Origin of the sequence: Zhihengliuella alba, from assembly GCF_039538765.1 — a bacterium.
Classification (GTDB): Bacteria; Actinomycetota; Actinomycetes; order Actinomycetales; family Micrococcaceae; genus Zhihengliuella; species Zhihengliuella alba.
The window spans coordinates 531,320-545,963 of record NZ_BAABCJ010000002.1 but is presented as its reverse complement, the minus strand read 5'-3'; the positions used below and the strand labels follow the sequence as shown (position 1 = coordinate 545,963).

Here is a 14,644-nt window from a genome sequence, read left to right as displayed (position 1 = left end):
ACGCGGTGCACCGTGCCGGAGCGAGTCGGACTGGTGCGACGCGGACCGGGCCGCCATAGGCCGGGGCAACAAGGCCCGGGGCAACACCGCTCGGGTCGATGCGGGTCGGGGCGACGCGGGGAGCAGCACCGCCGAAGTAGCGGTGCTGCTCCCCGCGGTCGCCCTGCTCCTCGTCGCCGGGCTCGGCATCGGAGCTGTCGGAGTCGGGCAGATCCAGCTCGAGGAGGGAGCGCGGGCGGCGGCACGCGAACTCGCGCGCGGCGAGGGGCCAGCGGCCGCGACCGCGGCGGCGCGGCGCCATGCCGGCCCCGGGGCGCGGATCAGCATCTCGGCCGGAGGCGAGTACAGCTCCGCCAGCCTCAGCCGATCCGTCCGGATCCCGCTGATCGGCAGCGAGGCGTTCACGCTGGAGGCGACGGCGCAGGCCCGGACGGAGGCCTTTCCGGATGCCCGCTGAGACTCCCGCCCCCACCGAGCGCGGCTCGGGCACGGTGCTGATGATCTCGGTCGTCTCCGCCGTCTCCTTCGCCCTCGCCGCGGTGCTGGCGCTCACCCACGTCGCGGTGCAGGCCACGCGTGCGTCGGCGGCCGCCGATCTGGCGGCACTGGCCGCAGCCGATGCCGCCCGCGGACTGGCCAGCGGAGAGCCCTGCGCCGTCGCGGCGGAGGTGGCCGAGCGGAACGACGCCGAACTCGCCGCCTGCCGTCGGAGCGGAGGCGGTGGCATCGTGGACGTGACGACGTCAGTCGGCCTCGTCGGGGAGTGGGCCCCGTGGCCCGGCGGAGGACCCCCTCCGCTGGAGGCCACGGGCACGTCCCGGGCCGGCCCGCCGCCGGCGCCATGGCTCCCCGCGGCGGAACGCTAGTGCGAGTCGCGCAGCAGCCGGCGCAGCAGGGTGGTGGCGCCCGCCTTGCTCAACGGGTTGTTCTTGTTCCCGCACTTCGGCGATTGCACGCAGGACGGGCAGCCCCACTCGCACTCGCAGGCCTCGATGGCGTCCAGCGTGGCGGCGAGCCACGTCCGGGCCCGCTGGAAGCCGCGCTCTACGAAGCCGGCGCCGCCGGGATGGCCGTCGTAGACGAAGATCGCCGGCGACTCGGTGTCAGCGTGCATCGCCGTGGAGACCCCGCCGATGTCCCACCGGTCGCTGGTCGCTACCAGCGGCAGGAGGCCGATCGCGGCGTGCTCGGCGGCGTGCAGGGCGCCCGGGATCTCGTCCGGGGCGACGCCGGCCGAGACCATGGCTGCCTCCGGGATCGTGAACCAGACCGCCTTGGTGTTCAGGTCCCTCGGCTCCAGGTCGAGCGGTTCCTCGCCCAGGATCTCGTTGCTGGAGATGGACTTCCGCTGGAATCCCACTACCTGCGTGGTGACCCGGACGTCCCCGTAGTGCATCCGCACGTCGCCCCACTCGACGGAGGTCTCGACCTCGAGCACCTCGACGCTGGTGATGTCCCGGGCCTGCGTGTAATAGTTGGGATTCGCCCTCCGGACCAGGACGCAGTGGTCCTGCTCGTTGAGCTCCTCGACGAGGTAGGTCTGTCCCTGGTGGACGTACACGGCATCCGGGTGCGCCTGATAGTGCGTCTGCGGCGAGTCCATCGTTCCCAGCAGGGTGCCGGAGTCCGCGTCGATGAGGCTGACCGGCCCGCCGCCGTCGGCCCGGAGGTTGACCATGGCGGCCGCGGACTCCGGGTGGGTCCAGTACCAGCCGGAGGGACGCCGACGGAGGTAGCCGCGCTCGACCAGCCGATCCAGCAGCTCCCCGGCCGTGGGCCCGAACAGGTCGACGTCCTCCCGCCGCAGGGGATGCTCGGCAGCCGCAGCACAGAGGTGGGGGCCGAGCACGTAGGGGTTCGCCGGGTCGAAGACCGTCGCCTCGACCGGCGTCTCGAAGATCGCCTCCGGGTGGTGCGCCAGATACGTGTCGAGCGGGTCGTCGCTGGCGACGAACACGGCGAGCGCGTCCTGGCCGGCTCGTCCGGCGCGGCCGATCTGCTGGTAGAACGACGCGCGGGTCCCCGGCCAGCCGGCCACCACGACGGCGTCCAGTCCGGACACATCGATCCCGAGCTCCAGTGCCGGTGTGGAGGCGATCGCGAGCAGTTCGCCCGAGCGCAGCTGCCGCTCGAGCTCGCGCCGCTCCTCGGGGAGGTAGCCGGAGCGGTACGCGGCGACCCGGCCGCGCAGCTCGGGGTGGACCTCGTCGAGCATGCTCTGTGTGATCGAGGCGATCGTCTCGGCCCCGCGCCGCGACTTGATGAAGCCGATGGTGCGGACGCGCTCGCAGACGAGGTTGGCGATCAGGTCCGACGTCTCGGCGATCGAGGTCCGTCGTCGCGGAGCGCCGTTCTCGCCCCGGGCGTCGGTCAACGGGGGCTCCCACAGGGCCACCGTGGTCTGCCCGTGCGGCGAGAAGTCGGTGGTCACGGCCGTGGCCCGGTCGCCGATCAGCCGTCCGAACGAGTCGGCGGGCTCCGCGCTCGTCGCCGAGGCGCCGATGAAGACCGGCGCGGAGCCGTAGTGCGCGCAGACCCGGCGGAGGCGGCGCAGCAGGTTCGCCACGTGCGAGCCGAACACGCCGCGGTAGCTGTGCGCCTCGTCGACCACGACGAAGGCCAGCCGCTTGAAGAAGCGCGACCACCATGCATGGTTGGGCAGGATCCCGTAGTGCAGCATGTCCGGGTTGCTCAGCAGGAAGTTCCCGTGGTCGCGCAGCCACCGCCGCTCACCCTGCTCGGTGTCGCCATCGTAGGTCGCCGCACGAACATGGGGCAGGCCGAGCGCGGCGACCGCCGCGAGCTGGTCGGCCGCGAGCGCCTTGGTGGGCGAGAGGTACAGGACGGTCGCGCCGTCGCCGTTGGGGGCCGCCTCGGCGGACGTGACGATGCGGTTCAGCGCCGGCAGCTGGTAGGCGAGCGACTTGCCGGAGGCCGTCCCGGTGGCGATGACGACGTGCTCGCCGCCGTGGGCGCTCACGGCGGCCTGGACCTGGTGGAGCCACGGTCGGTCGACGCCGAGGCGTTGGTAGGCGGCGACCACGCGAGAGTCCGCCCACTCGGGCCACGGCCCGGGCACGGCATCGCGGGCGGGGAGCACCTGGGTGTGCAGGAGCTGCTCGGGAGCGGTGCCCGATCCGAGCAGCGGGATCAGCGAACCGTGGCTGACCTGGAACGCGCTGGCGCCCCCGGGGGTCGTACCGGCCGTCGCCGGAGCGTCCGCCGGACGGTCGCCGGGAAAGAGTGGGCTGCTCAGCTCTGCGCTGCCTCCAGAGTCACCATGGCACCCAGCGGCGTCCATCCCAGGTACCCGTAGAGCGCCTGCCCGTCGAGGGACGCGACGAGCAGTCCCTCCTCGACGTCGTGCTCGAGCGCGAGGGAGGCGAGCGCGCGCATGACGAAGGAGCCCAGGCCCCGACGGCGGAACTCGGGAGCGGTGATGATCCGGTCGAAGACCGCGAAGCCGTCCACCACCGAGACGTGGCCGCTGGCCGCGACGACGTCCGCATCGTCCTCCAGATGCACGGAGACGTAGGACCGGGTGCCGTCGCGCTCCGTCTGGAGGACGAAGCCCTCGGGATTGCGGGGGAGCTCGACGTCCTGGTCGCCCATGTCGGTGACCATCAGCACGTCGTTGGCGTCGACGGTCACGAGGGCCAGGTCGCCCGTGGCCTCGAGGAAGCCCTCGGGGTCCTCCACGAAGACGGTCAATCGGCGCGCCGGGTGCTTCTGGAGCGTCTCCGCGATCGCGGAGAGCTCGCCGAGCGACGGCTCGTGGATGACGTACTCCCAGTCGCCGATCGTGTCGTGGCGCAGGGCCGCGTGGACGCGGCCCTCGTGCCGGCTGTCGTATCCCCGGGCCGAGGACCAGCCGGTCACCCACGTCTTGATCAGTTCGTCACTCGCAGTCGATCCCATGCCATGACCCTACCGCGACGGTGCGGGCTCCGGCAGCGTCGATGCACAACTGTTGCCGAAGCGGAAAACGCGCGCGGCGCACCGGATCGGCGGCGTCGCGGCGGCCGCGACGGCGGCTGCCGGGCGCCGCCGTCGAGCGGGTCCCGTCGTGCCGGCGGCGTGCCCGCCCCGGGCGCCGGACAGTACCCTTGAAGGGTGTCTGTGAACCGCATCGTGCTCTACTACGCCTTCGCCCCGATCTCCGATCCGGAGGCGATCCGCCTCTGGCAGCGCTCGCTCCTCGAGCAGCACGGGCTCAAGGGGCGCGTCATCGTCTCCCGGCACGGGATCAACGGGACTGCGGGCGGCGAGGTCCGGGCGCTGAAGGCCTATGTGAAGGCGACGCGCGAGCACCCCGCGTTCAAGCGGCTGGACGTCAAGTGGTCCGAGGGATCGGCCGAGGACTTCCCGCGCATCTCCGTCAAGGCCAGGGAGGAGATCGTGTCCTTCGGTGCCCCGGACGAGCTCGAGGTCGACGAGAACGGCGTCGTCGGCGGCGGCGAGCACCTGCGCCCGGAGGAGCTCCACGAGCTGGTCGACCGGAAGCGGGCCGCGGGCGAGGAGGTCGTGTTCTTCGACGGGCGCAACGCCTTCGAGGCCGAGATCGGCCGGTTCAAGGACGCCGTCGTGCCCGACGTGAGGACCACGCACGACTTCGTCGCGGAGCTCGACTCCGGCAAGTACGACGACCTCAAGGACAAGCCGGTCGTGACGTACTGCACGGGCGGCATCCGCTGCGAGGTCCTCTCCTCGCTCATGGTCAAGCGCGGGTTCAAGGAGGTCTACCAGTTGCAGGGCGGCATCGCCCGCTACGGCGAGGCCTATGGCGACTCGGGGCTGTGGGAGGGCTCGCTGTACGTCTTCGACAAGCGCATGCACCTCGAGTTCACTCCCGAGGCCGTCACGATCGGCCGCTGCGTGGGCTGCGGCACGGGCACCAACAAATTCGAGAACTGCGCCGACCTCGCCTGCCGGAACCTGCGGCTCTTCTGCGCCAACTGCGCCCAGGACGAGGCGAAGCGGCTGTGCCCGGACTGCGCGGCGGGCGGCGGGCGCAGTACGACGGCGGCGGCCCCGGCGGCCGGGACCGACGAGGCGGCGGCCCGTTGAGCGGCGCCGGAACCGGGCACGATCCGGCCGTCGACCCGTCCAGATCTCAGACGGACGGCGCCGCGGCGGTCTGGGACGCCCCGGAGGACGCCCCGCGCAGCGACGACCAGGCCCTGCTCGACGCCCTGGCGGGCGACCTGCGTGCCGCCGGCTATGATCACGACGGCGTCACCGAGCTGCTCGGAGAGGCAGCCCACGCGGCACTGCTGCGCGAGCAGCCCGTCCCGGCCCGCCTAGTGCTGGACGGCGTCTACGCCGATCACCGGGGCACCGCCACCGGTACCGGCACCGGCACCGGTGCCACCGCCGAGGCCGGCAGCGGCCGGGCGGACTCGGGGCGGCTGGCCCGTGCCGTCGTCGTCGACCTCTTCCTCCTGGGGGCCGACATCCCGGAGGAACTGCTCGACGCCGCGTTCCCCGCCCTCGGGCACGCGGGCCTGGCCGGCTTGAGACTCGCGGGGCCCGCGCCGGACGATCCTTCCCCGCACGCGCCGGTGACCGGCGGGCCCGCAGCGCAGCCGCGGAGCCGCCGCTGGCGCGCCTCGGCCGACCTGCGCCCGCACGCCTCCGACACGGGGGCGGAGCTCTGGGTGGCCAGCGACCTGGGCTCGCACCAGCGCCCGGGCGTGCTGCGGACGGACCACGTGCTCGGCATCGGCCAGGCCTCGCTCACCCTGGCCCAGACGACGATCCGCCGTCCGGCCGCACGCGCGCTGGACCTCGGCACCGGATGCGGCATCCAGACCTTCCATCTGCTCGGGCACGTCGGGCACGTCGTCGCCACGGACGTCTCCGCCCGGGCGCTCGCGTTCGCACGGTTCAATCTCCTGCTCAACCATGCCGCACTCGGCATCGACCCGGCGGACCTGGGAGCCCGGGTGGACCTGCGCCGCGGGAGCCTCCTGGAGCCCGTCGCCGGCGAGAGCTTCGACCTGGTGGTCACCAACCCGCCGTTCGTCATCACGCCGCGACGGCCGGCCGAGCGCGCCGAGGACCGGTTCACCTACCGCGACGGCGGCCTGCCCGGGGACTCGCTCGTGGCCCGGCTGGTCAGCGACCTGCCCGGCATCCTCACCCCGGGCGGCACCGCGCAGCTGCTGCTCAACTGGGAGATCACGAGCGCCGACGACACCCCGTTCGATCGCCCGCGCGCCTGGCTGGGCAGCGGCGCCGCGGGGGAGCACGCGGCGGAGGCCTGGCTGATCCAGCGGGATACCGAGTCGCCGCTGGAGTACGCCGAGGTCTGGCTCCGGGACGCCGCCGAGGCGCGCGACCCGGAGCGGTACCGGGCGAGCTACGCGGCCTACCTCGACGACTTCGCCTCCCGCGACGTCGAGTCGATCGGCTTCGGCATGCTCTGGCTGCGCCGCCCGGACGACCCGGCCAGGCGCCCCGTCGGGCACCGGTTCGAGGAGATCGGGCACCCGATCGAGCAGCCGATCGGGCCGCATCTGGACCGTGCGGTCGCCGCCGCCGACGGCCTCGAGGCGGACCTGGTCGCCGGGGCCTTCGAGCGGCAGCACCTCGTCGTCGCCGAGGACGTGACCGAGGAGCGGCACCAGCGGCCCGGTGCGGAGCATCCCGGAGTCATTCTGTTACGGCAGGGCGCGGGTCTGCGCCGGACCAGCCTCCTGAGCACGGCGGAGGCCGGATTCGTCTCCGCCTGCGACGGCGAGCTCGCGGTCGGGCAGATCATCGGCGCCATCGGCGCCCTCCTCGGCGACGACGACCCCGACCTCGCCGAGACCCTCGCCGCCGGAGTCCACCGGCTCGTCCGTGACGGATTCCTGAACAAGTTGGGCGCTACCCGCTAGTCTTTTCGGATATGACCCAGAACACTCATGGGATACCGGCAGTCGCGCCGACTCCCGGTCCAACCGAAACGGGGGAGAAGTTGCCCAAGCCGACGCCGGACAACCCGGTGGTCATCAAGGATCCGCAGGCCATCCGTGCACTGGCGCACGAGGCCCGCCTGGAGGCCCTCGAGGAGCTCATCTCCTCGCAGTCCAGCCGGACGGCCACCGAGCTGGCCTCCCGCTGCGGTCTGACCCCCAGCGCCATGAGCTACCACCTCCGCGCCCTGGAGAAGTACGGGTACGTCGAGCGGGCGCCGAGCGAGGGCGATGCCCGCGAACGCCGCTGGCGCGCCGCCGGCGACCGGATCGTCGTCGAGTCCTTCAACCAGAAGGCCCCGGCCAAGACGGCGTTCCTCAACGTCCAGCTGAACGCGTTCCGGGAGCGCCTGGCCGCGGAGATCGACCGCCGTGAGGCGGAGGCCGCGGCGGGTGTCGAGCCGGCGCCGGACCGCGCCCCGGTCCTCACCACCGGCATGGTCTTCCTCAACGACGACCAGCGCCAGGAGTTCGTGAAGCGGGTCTACGACATCGTGCGCGAGTACGAGTCGAAGGCCGGCCCGGAGGAGCGCGGAGTGGACGGCAAGCGCCTCTACTACATGCTCTCGTTCCTGCCGGAGATCGTGGAGTCCGAGCTGCCGAAGCCGAAGCCCGCCATCCAGCGCCCCGGCTTGCCGAAGAGGTAGAACAGGCTACCCTAGTGCGAGTATGAGCTGGCCCGCGCCGTGGAGATACCCGGCTGCGGGCCGAGGTTGCTAGAGGAGTGTTGTGCCCGCCAAGGCGAAGGAAAAGTCCGGCAAGAAGCTCGTCATCGTCGAGTCCCCGGCCAAGAGCAAGTCGATCGCCAAGTACCTGGGCGAGGGGTTCGTCGTCGACGCCTCCGTGGGCCACATCCGTGATCTGCCGCAGCCGTCCGAGCTGCCCGCCGAGCTGAAGAAGACCTCGGTCGGCAAGTTCGCGATCGATCTGGACAACGACTTCGAGCCCTACTATGTGGTCAATCCGGACAAGAAGAAGAAGGTCGCCGAGCTCAAGGCGCAGCTGAAGGACGCCGACGAGCTCTATCTCGCAACCGATGCGGACCGCGAGGGCGAGGCCATCGCGTGGCACCTGCTGGAGGTGCTCAAGCCCAAGGTTCCCGTGCACCGGATGGCGTTCACGGAGATCACCAAGGAGGGCATCGCCCGCGCCCTCGACAACATCCGCGAGCTGGACACGGACCTGGTGGACGCGCAGGAGACCCGGCGCGTCCTCGACCGCCTCTACGGCTACGAGATCTCCCCGGTGCTGTGGCGCAAGATCGCCCGCGGGCTCTCCGCCGGGCGCGTGCAGTCCGTCGCGACCCGGCTGGTGGTCGAGCGCGAGCGGGAGCGGATGGCGTTCCGCTCGGCCAGCTACTGGGACCTCTCCGGAGAGTTCGCGACGACGGCGGGCGAGTCCTTCAAGGCCAAGCTGACCGGCGTCGACGGCGCCCGGGTCGCCTCCGGCCGCGACTTCGACGACAAGGGCCGGCTCAAGGACTCCAAGGCCGGCAAGTCCGCCGTCGTGGCCCTGGACGAGCAAGCGGCCACCTCGCTGGCCGAGGGCCTCACCGGTGCCGAGTTCTCGGTCACCGGGGTCGAGACCAAGCCGTACACCCGCCGCCCGGCCGCGCCGTTCACCACCTCGACGCTGCAGCAGGAGGCCAGCCGCAAGCTGCGCTGGTCCTCGCGGAACACCATGCAGATCGCCCAGCGACTGTACGAGAACGGCTACATCACCTATATGCGTACCGACTCGGTGGCGCTGTCCAACGAGGCCGTCACGGCTGCGCGCCGGCAGGCCTCCGAGCTCTACGGCGGCGAGTACGTGCCGGACAAGCCGCGGGTCTACAAGTCCAAGAGCGGGAACGCGCAGGAGGCCCACGAGGCCGTCCGTCCCGCCGGCGACTCGTTCCGCCGCCCTCGCGACGTGCGCAGCCAGCTCTCCGGCGACGAGTTCAAGCTCTACGAGCTGATCTGGAAGCGCACCGTCGCCTCGCAGATGGCCGACGCCAAGGGCTCGACGGCGTCCGTCCGCCTGAGCGGGACATCCTCCGACGGCCGCTCCGCCGAGTTCGGCGCGTCCGGAACGGTCATCACCTTCCGCGGCTTCATGGCCGCCTACGAGGAGGGGCGCGATGTGCCGGAGGGGCAGGACGAGAGCGGCTCCGACGCCCGCCTGCCGCAGCTGGCCGAGGGCGATGCCCTGGTCGGCTCGGACGTGCAGGCCCTGGGCCACGAGACGACGCCGCCGGCCCGCTACACGGAGGCGTCGATCGTCGCGGAGCTGGAGGCCCGGGAGATCGGCCGCCCGTCCACGTACGCGCCGACCATCTCGACGATCATGGACCGCGGGTACGTGACCAAGCGCGGCGGCGCCCTGGTGCCGAGCTGGATCGCCTTCTCCGTGGTGCGCCTGCTGGAGGAGCACTTCGCCCAGTACGTCGACTACGGGTTCACGGCCCGGCTCGAGGAGGACCTGGACGAGATCGCCCAGGGCCATCTGGGCCGCTCGGAGTGGCTGCGCCACTTCTACTTCGGCGAGGAGGCCGAGCACGGGCTGCGGCACGTCGTCGAGAACCTCGGCGACATCGACGCCCGGGCGATCAACTCGATCGAGATCGCCGACGGCATCGTCCTGCGCGTGGGCAAGTTCGGGCCCTACCTGGAGAAGCCGGTCCCGGCCGACGCGCCCGAGGGCACGGAGCCCCAGCGCGTGAACGTCCCGGAGGACCTCGCCCCGGACGAGCTCACCGCCGAGAAGGCGATCGAGCTCATGGAGCAGCAGGGGCCGTCCGAGCGGGAGCTCGGCGTCGACCCGGAGACCGGACGGACGATCGTGGCCAAGGACGGCCGCTACGGTCCCTACGTCACGGAGGTCATCCCGGAGATGACCGACGCGGAGCTCGAGGCCATGCCCACCGAGTACTACAAGAACGGCAAGCCGAAGCCCAAGAAGAAGCCGGCGAAGGTGAAGCCGCGCACGGGCTCGCTGTTCAAGTCCATGAGCATCGAGACCGTGACCCTGGAGGAGGCCCTGCAGCTCCTGTCGCTGCCGCGCGTCCTCGGCGAGGACGAGGGCAAGGAGATCACGGTCCAGAACGGCCGCTTCGGCCCGTACCTCAAGAAGGGGTCTGACTCCCGGTCGATCGAGTCCGAGGAGCAGATCTTCACCATCACCCTCGACGAGGCGAAGAAGATCTACGAGCAGCCGAAGCAGCGCGGGGCCCGCTCCGCAACGGCTCCGCTGGCCGAGTTCGGCGATGACCCGACCACCGAGAAGCCGATCGTCGTGAAGGACGGTCGCTTCGGTCCCTACATCACCGACGGGGCCACCAACATCACCGTGCCGCGCGGCATGTCGATCGAGGAGCTCACCCGCGAGAAGGCGATCGAGCTGCTCGCCGAGAAGCGGGCCAAGGCGCCCGCCAAGCGGAGCACGACGACGTCGCGCGCCAAGTCGGGCACCGCGAAGTCCGGCACCGCGAAGTCCGGCACCGCGAAGTCCGGCACCAAGACGGCGGCCAAGAAGCCGACCACCAAGAAGGCGTCGGGCACCAAGTCCGCCGCCTCGGCCCGCACCGAGAAGTAACGGGGAAGCACGTGCGCCTGGGTGTTCTGGACATCGGATCCAACACCGTCCACCTCCTGCTGGTGGACGCCTACCCGGGCGCACGCCCCGTGGCCTTCGCCTCGCACAAACGGCCGCTCTCCCTCGTCGCCTACCTCGACGGCGAGGGCGCCATCACCGAGCGCGGGCAGCGCGAGCTGCTGGACTTCGTCGCCGAGGCGCGCGACTTCGCCGCCCGGCACCGGGCCGAGGACATGCTCGCGTTCTGCACGTCGGCGATCCGCGAGTCCGCCAACGGCGAGCTGGTGCTCGAGCGGGTCATGACCGAGACCGGCGTGCACCTGATGGAGCTCACCGGCGAGCAGGAGGCCGGCATGACCTACTACGCCGTCCGGCGCTGGTACGGCTGGCAGGCGAACAGCATCCTCGACCTGGACATCGGCGGCGGGTCCTTCGAGATGGCGCTCGGCACGGACGAGTTCCCGGCCGTCGCCCGCTCGGTTCCCCTCGGCGCCGGGCGACTGACCCGGGAATGGCTCCAGGGGGACCCGCCGGAGATCTCTCGCATCCGGCAGATGCGCGACTACGTCCGCGAGACCGTCGCGGGACCGGCGGCGGAGCTGCGCGAGCACGGGCGACCCGACCTGGTCGCGGGCACGTCGAAGACCTTCCGTTCTCTGGCGCGGATCGCGGGCGCCGCCCCCTCGGCGGAGGGTCCCTACGTCAAGCGGGTGCTGCGCCGTGAGGACGTCAAGCTGTGGATGCACCGCCTGGCCGCGATGACCTGGGAGCAGCGGGGAGAGCTGCCGGGCGTCTCGCAGATCCGCGCCCCGCAGGTCCTGGCCGGTGCCATCGTCGCCTACGAGGCGATGTCGGCGCTCAAGGTGAAGTCCCTCAAGATCTGCCCCTGGGCACTGCGCGAGGGGCTGATCCTCCGGCGCTTCGACCACCTCCTGGTAGACAGCGGGGCACCCTCAGGCGATACCGTTGGCGTAGGACACGTGGAACTCTTGAAGCAGCAGCAACGCCACCCGGACGCCATGTCCGAGGCCGGACGGCAGGACCGGCCGGGCGCGTCGATCCTGGACGGGAGTCAGCTATGACAACGAAGACCGACGTGATCCTCTCGAGTTCCTCGGTCTACCCGCTGACCGTCCTGGACGCGTTCAGCATGGCCCACGACCTCGGGTACGACGGCGTGGAGGTCATGGTCACGGGCAACCAGATCTCGCAGAGCCCGGACCGGCTGCTGACGCTCGCCGAGCGCTACGAGCAGCCGATCCGCGCCATCCACGCGCCGACCCTCCTCCTCACGCAGCAGGTGTGGGGCTCGGCGTGGAACAAGATCGAGCGCAGTGCCGAGATGGCCCGCCAGGTCGGCTGCGACGTCGTGGTAGCGCATCCGCCGTTCCGCTGGCAGGGCACCTACGCCACCGGGTTCGCGGACGGCGTGCGGCGCATCTTCGAGGAGACGGGGGTGCGGATCGCCGTCGAGAACATGTACCCGTGGCGCGCCCGCGGCCGCGAGGCGAAGATGTACCTGCCGCACTGGAACCCGGTGCCCCAGCCCTACGACTACGTCACCTGGGACTTCTCCCACGCCGCGATCGCCAACGCCGACTCGCACCAGGCCTTCAAGGAGCTCGGCGAGCGGCTGACCCACGTGCACCTGTGCGACGGCACGGACAACGGCAAGGACGAGCACCTGGTCCCCGGGCACGGGACGCAGCCGGTGCGCGAGGCGGTCGAGTTCCTGCGCGAGAGCGAGTGGGACGGCGTGGTGGCCGTGGAGGTCGCCACGCGCCGGGCCAAGGGCACCGGCGCGCGCGAGGAGTGGCTCGCCGAGACCCTCGAGTTCGCGCGGCGGCACCTGGCCCGGCCGGAGCCGGCTGCGGAGTCCGCCGGCGGAGACGACGGGGCCCGAGCCGAGGCCTCCGACTAGCCGCGCCTCGTCGCGTACCGGGTCATCACCACGCCGCCCGGGAACGTCCGCGTCTCCACCAGGTCCAGCCCGGTCCGCCGGCCGGCCGCGGCGAAGAGCGGCGTGCCGCCGCCCACGAGGACGGGGTGGGTGACGACCGTGTACTCGTCGATCAGGCCGGCCCGCATGGCGGCCCCGGCCAAGGTAGCGCCACCGACCCTTATCGGCCCGCCGTCACCGGACCTGAGCCGGGCGATCTCCGCCACCGCGTCCCCGCGGACGAGGCGGGCGTCCCAGCCGACCCGCTCGAGCGTCGAGGAGAAGACGACCTTGGGCGTCTCCCGCCAGTTCCGCGCGAAGTCGACCTGCGCCGCGGTTGCGTCCGGGTGCTCGTCGCCGGTCGGCCAGTAGGAGCTCATGGTCTCCCACAGCCGCCGCCCGTAGAGCAGGAGGTCCACCCTCAGCTCCTCGTCGAGCCACCACGCGAACAGCTCGTCGCTCGGGGCGCTCCACCCGAGGTCGTCCCCGGGCGCGGACACAAAGCCGTCCAGCGTCGCGTTCATGCCGTACACGAGTCTCCGCATCGCCCCGCCTCCGTCCCCTCGGTCCCGGCAGTCTAGGCCGCTCCGGCGCGCCGCGGCAGACCGGCGGCGGGATGCGGTGCCGCCCGGGCCGGCCGCCCCGACGCCGAGTAGGGGCGCTCGAGGCCTGCATGCCACAATGGCCGGATGGAACAGAGCGCGAACCAGACCCCGTCCACCTCTGACCTCAAGCTGGCCTTCCTGGGCACTGGCTCGATGAACGGCGCCATCATGCGCGGCATCATCAGCGCCGGTCACCGCCCGGAGCTCATCACCGCCACCGTGCGCACGCCGGCCAAGGCCGAGGCGCTCGCGGAGGAGACCGGCGTCAACGCCGTCGCCACCGAGAACGACGCCGAGGCGAACCTCGCCGCCGTGGCCGACGCCGACGTCGTGTTCCTCGGTGTGAAGCCCGTGGGCATCGAGGCCCTCGCTCGCGAGATCGCCGACGCACTCAAGCCCGACGCCGCCGTCGTCTCGGTGGCAGCGGCCATCACCCTCGAGATGCTCGAGCGCGCCCTGAAGCCCGGGCAGCCCGTAGTGCGCAGCATGCCGAACACCCCGCTGACCGTCGGTCTGGGCGCGGTCGGCATCGCCGCCGGCAGCAGCGTCTCCGACGAGCAGCTGGCCCGCGTCGTGACCCTCTACGAGGGGGCCGGGATCGTCAAGGTCGTCCCGGAGCACCTCATCGAGGCCGTCACCGGCGTCTCCGGCTCGGGCCCCGCCTACGTCTTCTACCTCGCCGAGGCCATGGCCAAGGCCGGCGAGGAGCTCGGCCTCGACGCCGACACTGCCCGCGACCTGGCCCGGGCCACCGTCGCGGGGGCCGGACGCATGCTCGACGGCGACGTCGACCCCGCGCAGCTCCGCCGGAACGTCACCAGCCCCAAGGGGACCACCGAGCGCGCCATCATGAGCTTCGACGAGTCGGGGCTGCCGGCGATCATCGCCAAGGGCGCGAAGGCGTCCGCGGACCGCTCCCTGGAGATCAGCCGCGAGCTGGACTCGTAGCCATGCGCGTCCTCGTGCCGGGCGGAACGGCGGGGGCGCCCGCGCTCCTGCTGCGCGAGTTCCGGGCAGAGGACGAGGCGGCCGCCCGCGCCGCTCACCGCGAGTTGGCGCCGGAGAACTTCGACTTCCTCCTGGAACCGGACCTCGCCCCGCACCCGGCGCACGACCGGGTGGAGCCGGCGGCGGCCGGGACCGGCGCCAGGGGACCGGCCGGCGTCGCGTGGGCGGATTGGCTGCGCCACCAGGCGGCGACCGCCCGCGGCGAGGACCTGCCGCCCGGCCGGGTGCCCGCGTGGTTCCTCGCGGCCGAGGTCGACGGCGAGCTCGTGGGCCGGGTCAGCGTCCGTCTGGACCTGAACGACTGGCTGTACAGCGTCGGCGGGCACATCGGGTACGCGGTGCGGCCGGCGTTCCGCCGCCGGGGCTACGCCGCGCGGATCCTGCGCGGCGGCCTCGAGGTGCTGCGGCGGGAGCGCGGCCTGGACGAGGCAGTGGTGGTCTGCGATCCGGACAACGGAGCCTCGGCCGCAGTCATCCGTTCGGTGGGCGGGGTGCTCGCCCCGGTGGAGGGCAGCGAGTACAACCTGCGCTTCGAGGTGCCCGTCCCCGCCCGCTGAGCT

At 72.1% G+C, this 14,644-nt stretch carries 13 protein-coding genes; 10 read left to right on the top strand and 3 right to left on the bottom strand.

The window, feature by feature from the left end; translation table 11 throughout:
* Nucleotides 1–142: 142 nt before the first annotated feature.
* Together ABD784_RS08210 and ABD784_RS08205 are read left to right on the top strand one after the other, a co-directional pair.
* Nucleotides 143–457 (top strand): TadE family type IV pilus minor pilin, encoded by a 315-nt coding sequence (locus ABD784_RS08210; protein WP_344882683.1) that lies wholly within the window; start codon nt 143–145, stop codon nt 455–457.
* Complete coding sequence (locus ABD784_RS08205; RefSeq protein ID WP_344882680.1) at nt 447–866, top strand: Rv3654c family TadE-like protein; 420 nt, start codon at nt 447–449, stop codon at nt 864–866. The genes ABD784_RS08210 and ABD784_RS08205 overlap by 11 nt, the downstream gene beginning before the upstream one ends.
* On the opposite strand, the gene ABD784_RS08200 is transcribed toward ABD784_RS08205, so the two are convergent.
* Together ABD784_RS08200 and ABD784_RS08195 are read right to left on the bottom strand one after the other, a co-directional pair.
* Complete coding sequence (locus tag ABD784_RS08200; protein ID WP_344882677.1) at nt 863–3,301, bottom strand: DEAD/DEAH box helicase; 2,439 nt, start codon at nt 3,299–3,301, stop codon at nt 863–865. The two genes, ABD784_RS08205 and ABD784_RS08200, sit on opposite strands and share 4 nt — an antisense overlap.
* The gene (locus tag ABD784_RS08195; RefSeq protein ID WP_344882674.1) at nt 3,253–3,918 is read right to left on the bottom strand and encodes a GNAT family N-acetyltransferase; all 666 of its coding nucleotides are present in this window, start codon (nt 3,916–3,918) and stop codon (nt 3,253–3,255) included. Before ABD784_RS08195 ends, ABD784_RS08200 begins: the two co-directional genes overlap by 49 nt.
* A gap of 195 nt (nt 3,919–4,113) precedes the next feature.
* On the opposite strand from ABD784_RS08195, the gene trhO reads away from it, so the two are divergent.
* The 6 genes from trhO to ABD784_RS08165 all read left to right on the top strand — a co-directional run bounded on the left by trhO (nt 4,114) and on the right by ABD784_RS08165 (nt 12,453).
* Nucleotides 4,114–5,067, top strand: a complete 954-nt coding sequence (gene trhO / locus ABD784_RS08190) for an oxygen-dependent tRNA uridine(34) hydroxylase TrhO (RefSeq protein WP_344882670.1) — start codon at nt 4,114–4,116, stop codon at nt 5,065–5,067.
* A 125-nt stretch (nt 5,068–5,192) separates the two neighbouring features.
* Entirely contained in the window at nt 5,193–6,881 is a 1,689-nt protein-coding gene (locus tag ABD784_RS08185) for a DUF7059 domain-containing protein (protein WP_344883487.1), read from the top strand.
* An 80-nt stretch (nt 6,882–6,961) separates the two neighbouring features.
* A complete protein-coding gene (locus tag ABD784_RS08180; RefSeq protein WP_344882667.1) occupies nt 6,962–7,606 on the top strand; it encodes an ArsR/SmtB family transcription factor in 645 nt (214 codons plus the stop codon).
* 82 nt (nt 7,607–7,688) lie between these two features.
* Nucleotides 7,689–10,532, top strand: a complete 2,844-nt coding sequence (gene topA / locus ABD784_RS08175) for a type I DNA topoisomerase (protein ID WP_344882664.1) — start codon at nt 7,689–7,691, stop codon at nt 10,530–10,532.
* A gap of 11 nt (nt 10,533–10,543) precedes the next feature.
* On the top strand, nt 10,544–11,614 hold the full coding sequence (locus ABD784_RS08170; RefSeq protein ID WP_344882661.1) for a Ppx/GppA family phosphatase: 1,071 nt from the start codon (nt 10,544–10,546) through the stop codon (nt 11,612–11,614).
* A complete protein-coding gene (locus tag ABD784_RS08165; protein WP_344882658.1) occupies nt 11,611–12,453 on the top strand; it encodes a sugar phosphate isomerase/epimerase family protein in 843 nt (280 codons plus the stop codon). Before ABD784_RS08170 ends, ABD784_RS08165 begins: the two co-directional genes overlap by 4 nt.
* Here the strand turns inward: ABD784_RS08165 and ABD784_RS08160 are convergent.
* Nucleotides 12,450–13,016: a dihydrofolate reductase family protein gene (locus ABD784_RS08160; protein ID WP_344882655.1), complete on the bottom strand. Its 567-nt coding sequence runs from the start codon at nt 13,014–13,016 to the stop codon at nt 12,450–12,452. The genes ABD784_RS08165 and ABD784_RS08160 overlap by 4 nt on opposite strands.
* A gap of 144 nt (nt 13,017–13,160) precedes the next feature.
* On the opposite strand from ABD784_RS08160, the gene proC reads away from it, so the two are divergent.
* Nucleotides 13,161–14,024, top strand: coding sequence for a pyrroline-5-carboxylate reductase (proC, locus tag ABD784_RS08155; protein WP_344882652.1), 864 nt, complete (start codon nt 13,161–13,163; stop codon nt 14,022–14,024).
* A gap of 2 nt (nt 14,025–14,026) precedes the next feature.
* Nucleotides 14,027–14,641: a GNAT family N-acetyltransferase gene (locus ABD784_RS08150; protein WP_344882649.1), complete on the top strand. Its 615-nt coding sequence runs from the start codon at nt 14,027–14,029 to the stop codon at nt 14,639–14,641.
* Nucleotides 14,642–14,644: the final 3 nt, after the last annotated feature.

What these genes read in the sequence shown, in the direction of transcription:
- ABD784_RS08165 (WP_344882658.1), top strand. Translation starts at nt 11,611, where the DNA reads ATGACAACGAAGACCGACGTGATCCTCTCGAGTTCCTCGGTCTACCCG.
- ABD784_RS08150 (WP_344882649.1), top strand. Translation starts at nt 14,027, where the DNA reads ATGCGCGTCCTCGTGCCGGGCGGAACGGCGGGGGCGCCCGCGCTCCTG.
- proC (WP_344882652.1), top strand. Translation starts at nt 13,161, where the DNA reads ATGGAACAGAGCGCGAACCAGACCCCGTCCACCTCTGACCTCAAGCTG.
- ABD784_RS08160 (WP_344882655.1), bottom strand. Translation starts at nt 13,016, where the DNA reads ATGCGGAGACTCGTGTACGGCATGAACGCGACGCTGGACGGCTTTGTG.
- ABD784_RS08195 (WP_344882674.1), bottom strand. Translation starts at nt 3,918, where the DNA reads ATGGGATCGACTGCGAGTGACGAACTGATCAAGACGTGGGTGACCGGC.
- ABD784_RS08200 (WP_344882677.1), bottom strand. Translation starts at nt 3,301, where the DNA reads ATGGACGCCGCTGGGTGCCATGGTGACTCTGGAGGCAGCGCAGAGCTG.
- ABD784_RS08205 (WP_344882680.1), top strand. Translation starts at nt 447, where the DNA reads ATGCCCGCTGAGACTCCCGCCCCCACCGAGCGCGGCTCGGGCACGGTG.